Origin of the sequence: uncultured Adlercreutzia sp. (assembly GCF_958431955.1) — a bacterium.
Classification (GTDB): Bacteria; Actinomycetota; Coriobacteriia; order Coriobacteriales; family Eggerthellaceae; genus Adlercreutzia.
In genome coordinates, this window is the sequence record NZ_CAUASN010000003.1 from 47,559 (window position 1) to 62,482 (window position 14,924).

Genomic DNA, 14,924 nt, shown 5'->3' on the forward strand with positions numbered 1-14,924 from the left:
TGTCGGGGACCGCGGCAGGCAGCGCGGCGGGGGGCGGCTTTACGGCAAACGAGAAGGGGCCCGTCTTGGACGGGCCCCTTCGGCGTAGGAGGCTCTTTGGCCGACGCCCCTATAGATCGGTGCCGGCGATCCAGTCGAGGGCCGGGTAGTCCACCACGGCGTTGTGGCGCTCCACCTCGCGGGCGATGGTGATGCGCTGGATGGTGGGGGAGCCTTCCTCCAGCCACAGCGCGCGGCAGTCGCGGTAGAGGCGCTCGGTGGGGCCGTAGGGGGAGTCCTCGAAGTAGCCGTCGCCGCCGAAGATCTCCAGCATCTCGTCGGAGACCTTCTTCACCGCCTCGATGGAGAACAGCTTGCACATGGCGGCCTTCTCGGCGATGTAGGGGTTGTGGGGGTCGCGGTCGTAGTCCTCGGCGAAGTCGATGACCATGCAGCGCAGGGCGTGGGTCATGGTGGCCATGTCCGCGAGCTTCATCTTGATGGCCTGGCGCGTATTGATGGTCTTGCCGAAGGTCACGCGGTCGCGCGCCCGGGCCAGCGACATCTCCAGCATGCGCTGGCACATGCCCAGATTCGAGTCGGCGATGTGCACGCGCGAGATGGCCAGCGAGTGCATGGCCACCTCCATGCCCTGGCCCTCGGCGCCGAGCAGGTACTTCGGCGACAGCTTCACGTTCGTCATCTTGAAGCCGGCGTGGCCCGCGCCGCGGCAGCCCATCATGTGGGGCATGTCCACCAGCTCGAAGCCCTCGGCGTCCATGGGCACGAAGAAGGCCGACAGGCGCGCGTCGCCCTCGGCATCGGGGTCGGTCACGGCGATAACGTAGGCGAACTGGGCCACGTCGGTGTGGGAGATGAGCCACTTCTCGCCGTTCAAGATGTAGTTGCCCTCCCCGTCTTTGATGGCGGTGGTGTGCACGTCGGCGCCGGTGCCGCCGGTCTGCTCAGTCAGCGCGAAGCAGGTGAAGATGGTCTTGTCGGCGAACTTGTCCATGTACTGGGCCTTCAGCTCTTCGCAGCCGTAGTCGTCCAGAATGCGCCAGTTCAGGTCGGCGGCGTAGTGCAGGTGCATGCGCATGCCGCCCGGGCCGCGGGAGAACTCCTCCTGCACCTGCAGGATCTCCTTCTCGGTAAAGCCCCATCCGCCGTATTCCTCGGGCAGGGCGTAGCGGTACAGATTGTTCTCGCGGGCCAGGTCGATGAACTCCTGCGGGAACTTGTTGGTGACCTCCACCTCGCGCTGCATCTCCTCGAACGGCCCCTCCGCCAGCTCGCGGCAGGTCTTCAGAAACGCGCGGAACTCCTCCTCGGTTAGCTTACCCATGGATCCTCCTGACTGTCCGTGCGCAGACGGCCGGCCCGCGGCCGCGCGCCCCTTCGATGCACGTCCTTGCGGGCGCGCGTATACCCTGGTTGTAAGTTTGACAGGGCGGCAAGAGGGAAGTCCAATAGGAAGCGCCCGAAATTTTCGGGCGCGAAATAGGCAAAAGCTATGGAGCGGGGGCAGGGCCGCGGCCCTAGAGGTTGCGGCGCATCTGGGCTTCCTTGATCTCGTTTTCCAGCGAGCTGTGGATGATGTTGGCGAAGGGCCCGCAGTCGGCCGCGAGGCTCTCCACGCCGTTCTGGTCGCAGCGGCGGATGTAGTAGTACAAAAAGGCGCAGGTGTAGAACTCCGCGAGGAAGTCGATGTTCTCGCGGGGCAGGTAGCGGTTCGACAGGATGATGTCGATATCGCGCTTCATGGCGCCCAGGTAGAGCGCATACAGGTAGTTGCGCAGGGAGTAGGGGCCGTTGTCCACGAGGGCCTGGCGGTAGAAGCTGCGCCGCCCCTGGAGCACCTCGGCGAAGCACTGGAAGAACTCGGCGTGGTCGAGGGAGCGCACGCCGGACTTCTGGGTGATGTAGTAGGGGAAGCGCGCCACCGGATCGTCCGGCGCGTCCTCGTAGAGCAGCACCGATTCGGAGAAGTGCTGCTTGAGCACGTTGCCCAAATCGTAGCGGAAGATCCAGATGATGAGCTTGTCCTTGTTCTCGAAGTGGTAGTAGAAGGTCTTGCGGTTCTTGCCCGTGCGCTCCACGATGTCGCTGATGGACACCTTGCGCAGCGGCATCTCGTTGCACAGCTCCACGAAGGCGTCCGAGATCAGTTCCATGGTGGTGAGCGCGTTCATGGCCCCTCCTTTTGACACAAATATGATCAGTTGTCCCCATTATAGGCACTAGAGCCGCAAAAGTGGGACAGATTTTGCGGTCTGCCCAGTGAAAGATTCAATAGCACCGTTAGTTTTGCCTATTTTGAGGGGTAAAAACCGCTGTCATTTCCTATAAAACCTATGATTCGAGAAGTTTTCCCTATGATAAGCCACACAATAATGGAAATCTGTCCATCGAAAAGTGAAGCGAACTCCGTAGAATATGAGTCACGAGGAGACCTCAAGAGAATGCCACAGGGTTTCAAGTGGACAAAGCAGGTCACGTTGGGTAACAAAAACGCTCTTTCTGTCCGACTTTCCAAGAAATGAGGGCAGGGCCGGGCGGCCCGATAATCCTTGGCAAGCAATGGGGAAGGATTTGAAAGGAGTTTAGCTGTGGCGAAGTACCAGAAACTGCTGGAGCCGTTCAAGATCGGCAACGTCGAGCTGCGCAACCGTTTCGTGATGCTGCCGATGACCATCGAGAAGGTGGACAACTACCACATCACCGACGATTTGGCGGACTTCTACGAGCAACGCGCCGAGGGCGGCGTGGGCCTCATCGAGATCGGCTCCTGCTACGTGTGCGACTGCTTCGGCACCGAGCCCAAGTACCATACGACCACCGGTGCCTGCGGCATCTGGGACGACCAGTTCATCCCCGGGTTCGCCCGCGTGGCCGAGGTGGCCCACAAGCACGGCGCGAAGGTGGCCGCCCAGCTGGAGCTCTGCTACGAGTGGCGCCCGAACGGCGATGTGCCGCTGCTGTCCTACGCGCCGTCGGCCGATGTGCCCTCCGGCCCGTTCGTGGGCATGCCCGAGCGCGAGTACACCAAAGAGGAGATCGCCCAGGTCGTCAAGCAGTACGGCGAGGCCGCCCGCCGCGCCAAGGAGGCCGGCATCGACATCATCGAGATCCATGCCGGCATCGGCTACATGGTGATGCGCTTCCTGTCGAAGTACTCCAACCACCGCACCGACGAGTACGGCGGATCCGCTGAGAACCGCGCCCGCTTCCTCTGCGAGATCATCGACGAGGTGCACAAGACCTGCGGCGACGACATGCCCATCCTGGTGCGCATCTCCGCCGACGACCTCATGCCCGACGGCAACCGCATCGAGGACACCCTCGAGATCATCCCGATCGTCGAGAAGCACGGTGTGGACGCCTGGTCGGTGCAGGCCGGCTTCCACGAGGCACCGCGCCCCGTGGCCAATCAGATCGTGCCCGAGGGCGAGTTCATCGACCTGGCCAAGCAGGTGAAGACCGTCACCGACAAGCCGGTGTTCCCCGGCACCCGCATCAACACGCTGGACATGTGCGAGAAGGTCGTCACCGAGGGCTACGGCGACGCGGTGGGCATGGCCCGTCAGTTCATCGCCGACCCGGCCACGGCGCGCAAGGTGGCCGAGGGCCATCCCGAGCAGGTGCGCCCCTGCATCGTGTGCTCGCGCTGCCTGGACAACATCTTCATCGGCAAGCCCTGCCAGTGCTCCGTGAACGCGAACGTGTGGGCCGGCGTGGAGGCGGGTCTTCCCGAGGACAAGCCCGCCACCGAGAAGCAGCACGTCGCCGTCATCGGCGCCGGCCCCGGCGGCCTGGAGGCGGCCCGCGTGGCGGCCGAGCGCGGCCACAAGGTGACCCTGCTCGACAAGTCCGACCGCCTGACCGGCCTGCTTTCCATGGCCCAGGTGCTCAACGCCAACATCGAGCCTCTGGTGGACTACTGGAACGAGGAGATCAAGCTGCATCCCAACATCGAGGTGAAGCTGAACACCAAGGTGGACGTGGATACCCTGAAGGCCCTGAACCCCGACCAGGTCATCGTCTCTCCCGGCGGCGGCATCATCCCGCTGGACGTGCCCGGCATCGACGGCAAGAACGTCGTGAAGTCCGAGGACATCAAGGACATGGTGGCCGGCAAGGTGCCCGAGGGCAAGGGCATGATCTGGAAGGCGGCCGTGGCGGCCATCAAGGCCCAGGGCGGCACCGTCGGGTTCATGCGCATGGGCTTGAACATGAAGACCGGCCCGACGGCCATCGTCGGCAAGCGCGTGGTGGTCGTGGGCGGCGGCTTCGCCGGCCTGGAGGTGGCCGAGGCCATGTGCGACGGCCGCGAGATCACGGTGATCGACCCGGCCAAGAAGCTCGGCAACGGCATCGGCATCATCGACAAGAACCCCACCATCAACCTGCTCAAGAAGAAGGGCGTGAAGCTCATGCCGCTCACCGAGCTCATTGAGGTGACCAAGAAGGGTGCCAAGGTGAAGAACGTGGAGACCGGCGAGGAGCAGCTCCTCGAATGCGATACCGTGCTCACCTCGCTCGGCGTGGAGCAGAACACCGATCTGTACGACGAGATCGTGAAGGTGTGGCCGCACGCCAAGCTCATCGGCGACGCCACCACCCCGGCCGGCAAGGTGTACCGCACCCTGGAGGCCGTCAAGGGCGGCTTCGAGGCCTCGATGGCCATCTAACTCGGGCCTTAACCCCGATATACCGGGCGCCGTGTTTGATCGGCGCGGCGCCCACCTTTCATTCGGTTCAAACGCATCAGCGTTTTGAATAAAGTCAAAGCCTTAAAGGAGGAAGAAATGGATTTCAGCTATTCCCAGCAGCAGCTCGAGATCAAGCGCGGCATTCGCGAGTGGGGCAAGAAGCACCTGACCGAGGAGGTCATCGCGGCTGGCTACAAGAACCGCGGCATCGCCCCTGAGGTGGCCAAGGCCTGGGTCGACGACGGTTGGGGAATGTACGGCCTGCCCGAGGAGTACGGCGGAAAGCCCGTCGACCATCAGACCATGGCCATGATCATCGAGGAGCTGAACCACTGCGGCGGCAACATCCCCATGGCTCCCAACCTGCTCATCATGTTCGACATGGTCGAGTTCGGCACCCCCGAGCAGATCCAGTACGCCATCGACTACTACAAGGAGAACGGCTACCCGCCGTACTGCCTGGCCATCTCCGAGCCCGAGGCCGGCTCCGCCAACCAGTGGATGACCACCACCGCCACCAAGGACGCCGACGGCAAGATCCACATCAACGGCACCAAGACCTGGGTGACCTCCGGCGAGAACTCCGACGGCTTCATCGTGGTGTGCAAGGACGAGGACCCCTCCGCTGAGAACAAGGAGATGTCCATGTACCTGGTGCCCGCCAACGCCAAGGGCGTCACCATCGAGCCTTTGAACAAGATCGGCATGCAGATCATGCCCTTCTCGAAGATCATCTTCGACGACGTGGTGGTGGACGAGTCCGCGCTGCTCGGCATCAAGGGCAAGGGCTTCCTGCAGCTCATGAAGAACTTCGAGTGGGAGCGCTGCGTGCTTCTGGCCGAGCTCCTCGGCGAGGCCCAGGCCGCCATGGACGACGCCTGCGCGTGGGTTAACGAGCGCCAGCAGTTCGGCAAGGGCATCAAGACCTTCCAGCTCGTGCAGGAGCACATCGTGGAGATGCAGATCGCTCTGACCAACACCCGCAACTTCCTGTACCGCACCTGCTGGAAGATGGACAACGGCATTCCGGTGAACAACGACGCCGCCATGCTGAAGCGCTACGGCGCCCCGGCGCTCACCGACGTGTGCTCCCGCGCCCTGCAGCTCATGGGCGGCCTCGGCTTCACCGACGAGACCCGCGTCTCCCGCCTCATGCTCGACTGCCGCGGCTTCCAGATCGGCGGCGGTACCGTGGAGATCATGGTGCACATCTCCGGCCGCGGCATCCTCAAGGAGTACGCCAAGGCTGCCGAGGATCCGGATTACCTCTGGACCATCTAAATCGCGCCCGCGATACCAACTCGGAAGCAAAGGGACCTGCCGCGGCAGGTCCCTTTCTTTGTTGGGGGGTTGATACTAGGCTCGGGGCGCCGTCTTCGCCTTCTTCTTGGTGCGGCGGCCGTGGCAGGTCATGCCGATCTTGCGGATGGTGCAGGTGCGCACGTTGTGGCAGTAGGCGCAGCCGCGGCGCTTCTTCTGGGTCTCGTTGTACAGACCGATGACGCCCCAGGTGCTCCAGCGGTCCGACGGAGTGCCGTCCTCGTCGGCGGTAAGGCCCAGGCGCTTCTCGGTCTGCACGAAGAACGACAGCGTCTTGTTCATGGCAAGGGGGAAATCGCCCGTGCCGCACTCCAGGGTGCTGCCGCGGTGCAGCCCGCGCTCGTGGGCGTCGTCGGCCACGGCGGCGGCCAGCTTGTCGGCGGCCAGCGAGGCGAGTGCCTCCAGGCAGGCCTCGAACAGAAGCGCGTCGAGGTCGTTGCGCACGAGCTTGTCGCGCAGGGCGGCGATCTCCTCATCGGTGCCCACGGTGGACACCGCCATGGCCGTGTGCTCCGCCTCGCTCATGCGCTCGTAGGCGTCCTGGCCGTGGAGCACCGCCAGCGTGCCCACGAGCTTGATGGCCGGCTCGGTGTACTTGGGCGGCAGCGTGCAGATGGCCGGGTTGAACAGCTTGTACACGCCCCGGGGGCGCAGGGCCGCGCACAGGGGGTCGGCCAGTGCGGCGATGGAGTCGGCGAGCATGGGGTCGTCGGAGAGCTCCGCGTCGAGGAAGGCCTCCACCACGGCAGGCTCGATGACGTCCACCGCGCAGTCGATCTCGTGGATAGTGTGCACTTGCATGATGTCCTCGGTTCCTCGTCGGTATTTATAGGACTATTCTAGCAATGAATCCTATTATTGTGGCGGTATTTAGCGGCTTATTGATGCTAATAATGGCCGATACGGGAAATTTATGGGACATAATCGTAGATATGTCTATTTATCAAGGAAGGGCGCTTCCCTACAATGACGGGCGGGGCGACAATTTCGCTCCCTTTGGCGAATGCCGCCGCTGCGGGCGCGGCGTTCGTGTACACTCAGCGGGCGGGCCGTCTGCCCGCACACGCAACCGAACGCAAAGGAGCCACCGTGAAACGTGCGCTTACCCCCGGCACCTTCGATCCCATCACCGCCGGGCATCTCGATGTCATCAGCCGTGCCGCCCAGCTCGTCGACGAGGTGATCGTCGCCGTGGCCGTGTCGGCGAAGAAGAAGCCGCTCTTCTCGCTGGAGGAGCGCGTGGCGCTCGTGGAGGAGGCCACGCGCGATCTGCCCAACGTGCGCGTGGAGCCCTTCGACGAGCTGCTCGTCGACTTCGCCCGCCGCATGGACGCCCAGGCCGTCGTGAAGGGCCTGCGCGCCATCACCGACTTCGAGTACGAGTTCCAGATGACGGCGCTCAACTACCAGCTCGACAAGGAGCTGGAGACCCTGTTCATCATGTCCACGCCCCAGCACATGTACCTCTCCTCGTCCATCGTGCGCGAGATCGCCTCGCTCGGCGGCGATGTGTCCCAGTTCGTGAGCCCCTGCGTGGAGGAGGCCCTGCGGCGCCGCTACGCCGAGCTTGCCGCCGAAAAGTAGGACAAAATTTCCCTTATTAGGGAATAAGAAATTCCAATAGGAAACAAAAGACCCTGATCTGTCCCATGGTGATAGATCGGGGTCTTCTTGTTTTTGGGACAAATACGAAGTATCGTCCATTCGTTATGGGCAAAATGCGGCGAGTAGGCATATCTCATCGGACGGCTCTTCCCTAAAATAGGGAATATGACCCGTTTGAGAGCGGAAAGGTGAGAGATGAACATCGTCGTGTGCGTGAAGCAGGTAATCGATACCGAGGCCGTTATCGAGCTGGACGGGGAGGGGGCCGTGAGCCTGGAGGGGCAGACCCTTGTCATAGACCCCTACAGCGAGTTCGCCGTCGAGCGCGCCGTGCAGCTGACCGAGGAACAGGGCGGCACGGTCACGCTTGTGTGCCTCGGCGATGGGGGCTGTGCTCAGGCCCTGCGCCACGGGCTTGCCATGGGGGCTGCCGAGGCCGTGCTCCTGGAAGACGACCGTTGGCGCGAGCGCGACGCGGCCGAGGTGGCGGCCGCCTTGGCCGATGCCATACGGCCGATGGGCGCCGACCTCGTTATGGGCGGCTGGAAGTCGGGCGACACGGCGGCGGCTCAGGTGATGGGTCGCGTAGCCGCGCTGCTGGGGCTGCCGCTGGCATCTATGGCCACCTCCTGCGAGGTGACCGATACGGGCATTCGCGTGCTGTGCGAGGTGGACGACGGCGTGGAGGCCTCTGATATGCCGCTGCCGGCGGTTGTGGCGGCCCAGCAGGGTCTGGCCGAGCCCCGCTATCCCTCGGTGCGCGATGTGATGGGAGCGCGTCGCAAGAAGATCGACACGCGGCCTGTGGCGCTGGACGACGGTGCCCTCGGCGTGCAGGTGCTATCGCGCGAGCTGAAGCCGGCGCGGGCGGGCGGTCGCATCGTGGAAGGCGCGCCGGCCGAGGCCGTGGCCGAGACCGTGCGCCTGCTCGCCGAAGAGGCGAAGGTGCTCTAGAGACGATTTTCACCGGAGAAGGGATTGAGCTATGGCAGATATGTGGGTGGGCGTGAACGGTGCCGAAGAGGTCCTGCGCCAGGTGAATGCCGAGATGATGGGCGCGGCGCGCCGGATGGCCGATGCGGACGGCGCGTCGGTGGTGGCCGTGCTGTACAACGATGCCGCCGGGCGCCACGCCGATGAGCTGGCGGCGCTGGGCGCCGACCGCGTGGCCGTGGTGGAGGCGCAGGAATCACCGCTGCCTCCCGAGACGCTGGCCCGCACCCTGGCCCGCATGATCGGCGACGCCGCCGAGGCGCCCGCCGTGGTGCTGCTCGCCGACGGCGCCGAGGCGCGTGCGGCCGCACCGGCGCTCGCTCAGGCGGTGGGCGCCGCGCTCTTCTCGGATGTGGTGGGCATTGAGGCCGCGGCGGGCACGGCTCCCGTGTTCGTGCGCGAACCCTACACCGCCAAGGTGGTGGAGCGCATGCAGGCGGCCCCGGGCACGCCGACTGTGGTGGCCACGGTGCGCCGAGCGGCCCTGCCGCCCGCCGAGCCGGACGGCTCTCGCGCCGCCGAGGTGGTGCGCGTGCCGGCCGATACCGAGGCCTTGGGCCGCGTCATCGCCGAGGTGATGCGCGCCGCGAGCGATCGGGTGGACCTCGCCGAGGCCGATATCGTGGTGGCCGGCGGCCGGGGCCTCGGCGGTCCTGAGGGCTTCGCCGTCATCGAGGGTCTGGCCGATGCGCTGGGCGCTGCCATCGGCGCTTCCCGCCCGGCGGTGGACAACGGCTGGATCGACATCCAGTACCAGGTGGGCCAGACCGGCAAGACGGTGGCGCCCTCGCTCTACATCGCCTGCGGCATTTCCGGCTCCATCCAGCATGCCGCCGGCATGGCCGCCTCGAAGTGCGTGGTGGCCATCAACAAGGATCCCGAGGCCGAGATATTCGCCCTGGCCGACTACGGCATCGTGGCCGACCTCTTCGAGGCCGTGCCGCTGCTTGAGGCCGAGCTGTCCCGCCGCGCCTAACCGCTGACGAGAAAGGTTCGCCCTATGGCAGAGGTGCCCACCCGCGAGGTTCTGTGGAACATATCCGAGCACTGGATCATCTACCCGTGCTTCCTTCTGGCGCTCGCCTGCGCCGTGTACTTCTTCGTGCGCCGCTGGCGCCTGTGGAAGATCGGCCTGCCCGAGGACCGCTCGGACCGGCCCCGCGGGCGCTTCTTGGGAATGTTCCGCGACGCGCTGCTGCAGGTGAAGGTGGCCGAGCGCCGCGGACCGGGCTTCGTGCACGTGGCCATGTACGCGGCCATGATCATCCTGCTCATCGCCACGGTGACGGTGGCGGCCCAGGCCGACTTGGGCCTGCCGCTCGTGCAGGGCGACTTCTACCTGTACTTCCTGTCGCTTGCGGTGGACCTTGCCGGCGCGGCGTTCTGCATCGCCATGGTGGCCTGCATCGTGCGCCGGTTGGCGAACAAGAGCCTGGAATCGAAGCCCGAGGACTTCATCGTGCTGGGCGCGCTGCTGGCCATCGGCGTGACCGGTTTTGTGCTGGAGGGGCTGCGCATCGCCGGCACCGACGACCCGTGGAGCGCCTGGTCGCCGGTGGGCGACTTGTTCGCGGGCCTGTTCGCCGGCTGGAGCGCCGAGCGCATCAGCGCGCTGCATGGGGGGCTGTGGTACTTCCACATGGCGCTCGCCTTCGGGCTCATCGCGTGGTGGACCTACTGCAAGCTCGTGCACGTGCTGCTGGTGCCGCGGGCCGTCTACAGCCGCTCGCTCGCGCCCAAAGGCGAGCTTCCCTTCATCGACATGGAGGACGAGGGCCTGCTGACCATGGGCGCGGGCACGCTGGAGGAGCTGACCTGGAAGGATCTGTTCGACACCCAGGCGTGCATCCGCTGCAACCGCTGCCAGGAGGCCTGCCCGGCCTACGCCTGCGGAAAGCCCTTAAGCCCCAAGGCCCTCATGCAGGATCTCGGCGCCGAGCTGGAGCAGCGCGGACCTATCATCTACCGCCTGCAGCGCGAGGTGGCCCGCAATGCCGCAGCGGCTTCCGGCGATGCGGGCGATGCCGCCGAGCCGCCCGCCACCGCGGCCGACTTGGTGGCGGCGGCCGATCTGACCGAGGCGGAGCGCGCCGTGGTGGACCGCACGCTGGTGGGCGATGCGATCAGCCCCGATGCCCTGTGGTCGTGCACTACCTGCGGCGCGTGCATGGAGGTGTGCCCGGCGATGCTGGAGCACGTGCCCAAGATCGCGAAGATGCGCACCTACCAGGTGTCCATGGAAAGCGCCTTCCCGCCCGAGGCCCAGGCGACCTTCCGCAACATGGAGAACAACGGCAACCCCTGGGGCGTGGGATGGCAGATGCGCGCGAAGTGGACCGAGGGGCTTGAGGTGCCCACCTTGGCCGACAACCCCGATGCCGAGTACCTGTACTGGCCCGGTTGCTCCGGCGCCTTCGACACGCGCAACCGCAAGGTGTCGGCGGCGCTCGTGCGCCTGCTGAAGGAGGCGGGCGTGAGCTTCGCCATCCTGGGCAACGACGAGAAGTGCTGCGGCGATTCCGCGCGGCGCATGGGCAACGAGTTCGTCTACTTCATGCTGGCCAGCGAGAACATCGCCACGTTAGATGCCTGCGGGGTGAGAAAGATCATCGTGCAGTGCCCGCACTGCTACCAGGCCCTCGCCCGCGATTACCCGCAGCTAGGCGGCCATTACGAGGTGATCCACCACAGCGCGCTTCTGGCGCAGCTTCTGGCCGAGGGGCGGTTGCCGAAGGCGGCCGAGAAGGCGGCGGCCGAGCGCGTGTGCGTGCACGACTCGTGCTATCTGGGACGCTATCAGGGCGTCTACGACGAGCCGCGGGCCGTGGTGCGCGCCGTGGGCGGCGAGGTGGTGGAGATGGAGCGCCACGGTGCCCACAGCTTCTGCTGCGGTGCCGGCGGCGGTCGCATGTGGCTGGAGGAGGACGCCGCCTCGCGGGTGAACGTCGCCCGCGCGGCCCAGGCATTGGCCACCGCTCCCGATAAGGTGGCGACTTCGTGCCCGTTCTGCCTCACGATGCTCGCCGATGGTATGGTGTCGGAAGAAGCCGATGTCCCGGTGCGGGACATCGCCGAGATTCTGGCAGGAGCCTACGATGACTGATGCGAGGTGCACTCGGGGCGTGCGCGAGCCGCTTGAGCCCGGATGCTATGTGGAATACGCCGTGGACGACCAGGCGGGGGTGGCGGCCCGGGCCCGGGCCTACCTGACCGACCCGACCGCCGGCGAGGTGGTGGTGCCCCGCATGGCCGCCACGGTCATGCTCGTGAGCGAGGGCAAGCCCCATTTCCGCCGCTTCGAGAATCCGCTGCCGGGGGCGGCTCCCGTCGAGGAGACGGTGCCGGCGGCCCCGGTGGACGTGTTCATGCTGCGCCGGGCCTCCACGATGGCCTTCACCCCCGATGCGGTGGTGTTTCCCGGAGGCGGCATGGACGCGCGTGATTTGGACGCCGACGTGCCCTGGGGCGGTCCAGATGCGAAGGCGTGGGGGCAGGCCATGGCCGCCTCGCCCGAGCGGGCCCGTGCCGTTATCACCGCGGCGGTGCGCGAGCTGTTCGAGGAGAGCGGTGTGCTTCTGGCCACCGACCGGGCGGGAAAGTTTCCCGCCGATGCGCGCGGCGACCACTGGGCCTGCGAGCGGGCGGCCGTGGCGAGCCGCACGGTGCCCTTCGGCGCCTTTCTGGCCGAGCGGGGCCTGGTGCTGCGCAGCGACCTTTTGCGCCTGCGCTCCCACTGGGTGACCCCCGAGAGCGAGGCGCGGCGCTACGACACCTACTTCTTCCTCGCGCGGCTGCCCCGCGGCCAGCACGCCGACGGGCGCACCACCGAGGCGGTGGAGGCGGCCTGGATCGCCCCGGCCGAGGCGCTCGCCCGCTTCGATGCGGGCCTGCTGAAGCTCGTGCCGCCCACTATCTCGAACCTGACGTCTTTGGCCCGCGCCCGCTCGGTGGACGAGGCCTGGGAGCTTCCCTTCGACGGTCATGTGCGCCCCCGTCCCGTGGCGCGTCCGGGCGGGGAGGTGGCCCTCGGCTGCACGGTGGGGGAGGCGTAGGATTTATGGCCCTCTCGCGCGCCCATACGCCCGAGAACGGCGCCATGGTGGGGCCGTGGGCCCAGTGCGTGCGCCATCCCAACGCGACGCCGCTTACGTATCACGGCACCAACACCTGGATTCTGGCTCATCCGGCCGAGGAGCGCTGTGTGGTGGTGGACCCCGGTCCCGATGAGACGGCTTGCGTGGAGCGCATTGAGGCGGCGCTTGCAGCCCGCGGCCTGACGCCGTCGGCGGTGCTTCTGACCCACGACCATGCCGACCACGCCGGCTGCGCCGCGGCGTGCGCCGAGCGTTGGGGCGCGCCCGTGCTCGGATTGCGCGCCGGCACCCTTGCGCCCGGGCCGCTCGAAGTGGCAGGCGTGGGACTTTCCCTGGAGGTGCTTCCGCTTCCGGGGCACTCCAGCGATTCGGTGGCCTTCTCTGTGGGCGATGCGGACCTCGCCGTCACCGGGGACGTGCTCTTCGCCCAGAGTCCCACCATGGTGTGCTGGCCCGACGGACGCATGGGCGACTACTTGGAAAGCCTCGACGCGCTCGCGCGCTTCGTGGTCGAGCGCGGCATCGCGGTGCTCGCCACAGGTCACGGGCCGGTGATCGAGGATCCGCGCGAGCGCATCGAGATGGCCCGGTCCCATCGTGTGCGCCGTCTCAACCAAGTGGTGTCGGCGGTGCGCAGCGGCATTCCCGCCGAGGCCGGCGCGCTGGTGGAGGCCATCTACAACGACGTGGCCCCCGATCTGTACGAGGCTGCCGTGACCAGCGTGAACGCCCAGCTGCGCTATGCCTTCGACGCGGGGCTGCTGCAGGAGCCGTCCTCCTCCACCCGCCGCCGGTAGCCGGCGGGAAAGCGGGTTGGGAAAGCGCCGCGCGGGGAGGGCGCGGCGCTTTCCCAGGTTGCTTGCGATCTGGAGACGAGAGAGAAAGGAACATCAATGGCCCTAGCCTACACCGACGAGCAGAAGGAGCTCATCGCGCTCGTGCGCGATGTGGCCCGAAACGAGATCCTGCCCCATGTGGCCGCCGCCGACGAGGCCGGCGAGTGCCCGATGGAGCTGTTCCAGTGGGGCTTCGATTTGGGGCTTCACATGGTGGAGATTCCTGAGGAATACGGCGGGATGGGGCTGTCCTACGAGACCTGCGCCATGATGTTCGAGGAGCTGGCGAAGGTGGACGCCGCCTATGCCGACACTTTCGTCACCAACTTCGTGGCCTTCCGCAACATCATGCTAAACGGCACGCCCGAGCAGGCGCGCCATTTCGTGGAGATGACCGAGGAAGGGGGATTCGCCGCCTTCTGCCTGTCCGAGTCCTGCGCGGGGTCGGATGTGGCCGCCATGCGCACCACGGCGGTGCGGGAGGGCGACGAGTACGTGCTGAACGGCACCAAGACCTTCATCACCAACGGCTCCATCTCGAGCATCTACGTGGTGTTCGCCAAGACCGACCCGGCCGCCGGCGCCCGGGGCATCACGGGCTTTCTCGTGGACGGGAGCACGCCGGGCCTTTCCGCCGGCGCCAAGGAGCACAAGATGGGCTTTCGCCTGTCGGATACGAGCGAGGTGGTGCTCGACAACGTGCGCGTGCCCGCCAGCGCCGTCATCGGCGAGGAAGGCCGCGGCATGACCATCGCGCTCAACGCCCTGAACCTCTCGCGCGCCTTCATCTCCACGCTCGCAGTGGGCATCATGCAGCGCGCCCTGGACGAGGCCGTGGCCTATGCCAAGCAGCGCCGCCAGTTCGACACGCGGCTCATCGACATGCCCATGGTGCAGACCATGCTCGCCGACATGGCCATCAAGACCGAGTGCGCGCGGGTGGTGGTGAACCACTGCATGCGCCGCATGGACGCCGGCGAGATGGTGCGCAAGGAGGGCGCTATCGTGAAGACCTTCGTCACCGACGCCATGCAGGAGGTGGTCTCCAACGCCGTGCAGGTGTTCGGCGGCTACGGCTATTCCAAGGAGTACCCGGTGGAGAAGCTCATGCGCGATGCGAAGATCTTCCAGATCTTCGAGGGCTCCAACCAGATCCAGCGCATGACCATCGCCCGCGAGCTCGACCGCGAGTACAAGTAAGCGCCTTCGCATTCCCTGCTCGTCCGGCCGCCGGCGCGGGATATGCCTCCATGCTCAGACAGTCCTCGCTTGGTGGAACAGCCCACTGGGCTGTTCCAGTCGCTGCGGAACTGCGCGTGGAGGCACACCCCGCGCCGGCGGCCTGCTCGCCGTTTGTATGGAGGCATGCCCCCGCCCCCGCGGCC

General features: G+C 66.2%; 12 protein-coding genes. 9 read left to right on the top strand and 3 right to left on the bottom strand.

The window, feature by feature from the left end; all coding sequences use genetic code 11:
* Window positions 1-109: 109 nt before the first annotated feature.
* Window positions 110-1,324: an acyl-CoA dehydrogenase family protein gene (locus tag Q5064_RS01780; RefSeq protein WP_302961764.1), complete on the bottom strand. Its 1,215-nt coding sequence runs from the start codon at window positions 1,322-1,324 to the stop codon at window positions 110-112.
* 193 nt (window positions 1,325-1,517) lie between these two features.
* Window positions 1,518-2,171: a TetR/AcrR family transcriptional regulator gene (locus Q5064_RS01785; RefSeq protein WP_302961767.1), complete on the bottom strand. Its 654-nt coding sequence runs from the start codon at window positions 2,169-2,171 to the stop codon at window positions 1,518-1,520.
* Window positions 2,172-2,588: 417 nt separating this feature from the next.
* Here Q5064_RS01785 and Q5064_RS01790 point away from each other — a divergent pair, with 417 nt between their 5' ends.
* Together Q5064_RS01790 and Q5064_RS01795 are read left to right on the top strand one after the other, a co-directional pair.
* Window positions 2,589-4,670: an FAD-dependent oxidoreductase gene (locus Q5064_RS01790; RefSeq protein WP_302961768.1), complete on the top strand. Its 2,082-nt coding sequence runs from the start codon at window positions 2,589-2,591 to the stop codon at window positions 4,668-4,670.
* Between the two features lie 117 nt (window positions 4,671-4,787).
* Window positions 4,788-5,972, top strand: coding sequence for an acyl-CoA dehydrogenase family protein (locus tag Q5064_RS01795; RefSeq protein WP_302961771.1), 1,185 nt, complete (start codon window positions 4,788-4,790; stop codon window positions 5,970-5,972).
* Window positions 5,973-6,047: 75 nt separating this feature from the next.
* On the opposite strand, the gene Q5064_RS01800 is transcribed toward Q5064_RS01795, so the two are convergent.
* Window positions 6,048-6,812, bottom strand: coding sequence for a phage tail protein (locus Q5064_RS01800; RefSeq protein ID WP_302961772.1), 765 nt, complete (start codon window positions 6,810-6,812; stop codon window positions 6,048-6,050).
* Window positions 6,813-7,100: 288 nt separating this feature from the next.
* On the opposite strand from Q5064_RS01800, the gene coaD reads away from it, so the two are divergent.
* The 7 genes from coaD (at window position 7,101) to Q5064_RS01835 (ending at window position 14,739) form a co-directional block, all read left to right on the top strand.
* Window positions 7,101-7,595 (top strand): pantetheine-phosphate adenylyltransferase, encoded by a 495-nt coding sequence (gene coaD / locus Q5064_RS01805; RefSeq protein WP_302961774.1) that lies wholly within the window; start codon window positions 7,101-7,103, stop codon window positions 7,593-7,595.
* A gap of 216 nt (window positions 7,596-7,811) precedes the next feature.
* Window positions 7,812-8,570, top strand: a complete 759-nt coding sequence (locus tag Q5064_RS01810; protein ID WP_302961776.1) for an electron transfer flavoprotein subunit beta/FixA family protein — start codon at window positions 7,812-7,814, stop codon at window positions 8,568-8,570.
* 31 nt (window positions 8,571-8,601) lie between these two features.
* Window positions 8,602-9,585, top strand: coding sequence for an electron transfer flavoprotein subunit alpha/FixB family protein (locus Q5064_RS01815; RefSeq protein WP_302961777.1), 984 nt, complete (start codon window positions 8,602-8,604; stop codon window positions 9,583-9,585).
* A 24-nt stretch (window positions 9,586-9,609) separates the two neighbouring features.
* Window positions 9,610-11,712, top strand: a complete 2,103-nt coding sequence (locus Q5064_RS01820) for a heterodisulfide reductase-related iron-sulfur binding cluster (RefSeq protein WP_302961779.1) — start codon at window positions 9,610-9,612, stop codon at window positions 11,710-11,712.
* Entirely contained in the window at window positions 11,705-12,661 is a 957-nt protein-coding gene (locus tag Q5064_RS01825) for an NUDIX hydrolase (RefSeq protein WP_302961780.1), read from the top strand. The genes Q5064_RS01820 and Q5064_RS01825 overlap by 8 nt, the downstream gene beginning before the upstream one ends.
* A gap of 5 nt (window positions 12,662-12,666) precedes the next feature.
* On the top strand, window positions 12,667-13,500 hold the full coding sequence (locus tag Q5064_RS01830) for an MBL fold metallo-hydrolase (RefSeq protein ID WP_302961781.1): 834 nt from the start codon (window positions 12,667-12,669) through the stop codon (window positions 13,498-13,500).
* 96 nt (window positions 13,501-13,596) lie between these two features.
* A complete protein-coding gene (locus Q5064_RS01835) occupies window positions 13,597-14,739 on the top strand; it encodes an acyl-CoA dehydrogenase family protein (RefSeq protein ID WP_302961782.1) in 1,143 nt (380 codons plus the stop codon).
* Window positions 14,740-14,924: the final 185 nt, after the last annotated feature.

Excerpts from the sequence above, each read along its gene's own strand:
- Q5064_RS01835 (WP_302961782.1), top strand. The coding sequence starts at position 13,597 with ATGGCCCTAGCCTACACCGACGAGCAGAAGGAGCTCATCGCGCTCGTG.
- Q5064_RS01810 (WP_302961776.1), top strand. The coding sequence starts at position 7,812 with ATGAACATCGTCGTGTGCGTGAAGCAGGTAATCGATACCGAGGCCGTT.
- Q5064_RS01830 (WP_302961781.1), top strand. The coding sequence starts at position 12,667 with ATGGCCCTCTCGCGCGCCCATACGCCCGAGAACGGCGCCATGGTGGGG.
- Q5064_RS01815 (WP_302961777.1), top strand. The coding sequence starts at position 8,602 with ATGGCAGATATGTGGGTGGGCGTGAACGGTGCCGAAGAGGTCCTGCGC.
- Q5064_RS01785 (WP_302961767.1), bottom strand. The coding sequence starts at position 2,171 with ATGAACGCGCTCACCACCATGGAACTGATCTCGGACGCCTTCGTGGAG.
- Q5064_RS01820 (WP_302961779.1), top strand. The coding sequence starts at position 9,610 with ATGGCAGAGGTGCCCACCCGCGAGGTTCTGTGGAACATATCCGAGCAC.
- Q5064_RS01825 (WP_302961780.1), top strand. The coding sequence starts at position 11,705 with ATGACTGATGCGAGGTGCACTCGGGGCGTGCGCGAGCCGCTTGAGCCC.
- Q5064_RS01780 (WP_302961764.1), bottom strand. The coding sequence starts at position 1,324 with ATGGGTAAGCTAACCGAGGAGGAGTTCCGCGCGTTTCTGAAGACCTGC.
- Q5064_RS01795 (WP_302961771.1), top strand. The coding sequence starts at position 4,788 with ATGGATTTCAGCTATTCCCAGCAGCAGCTCGAGATCAAGCGCGGCATT.
- Q5064_RS01800 (WP_302961772.1), bottom strand. The coding sequence starts at position 6,812 with ATGCAAGTGCACACTATCCACGAGATCGACTGCGCGGTGGACGTCATC.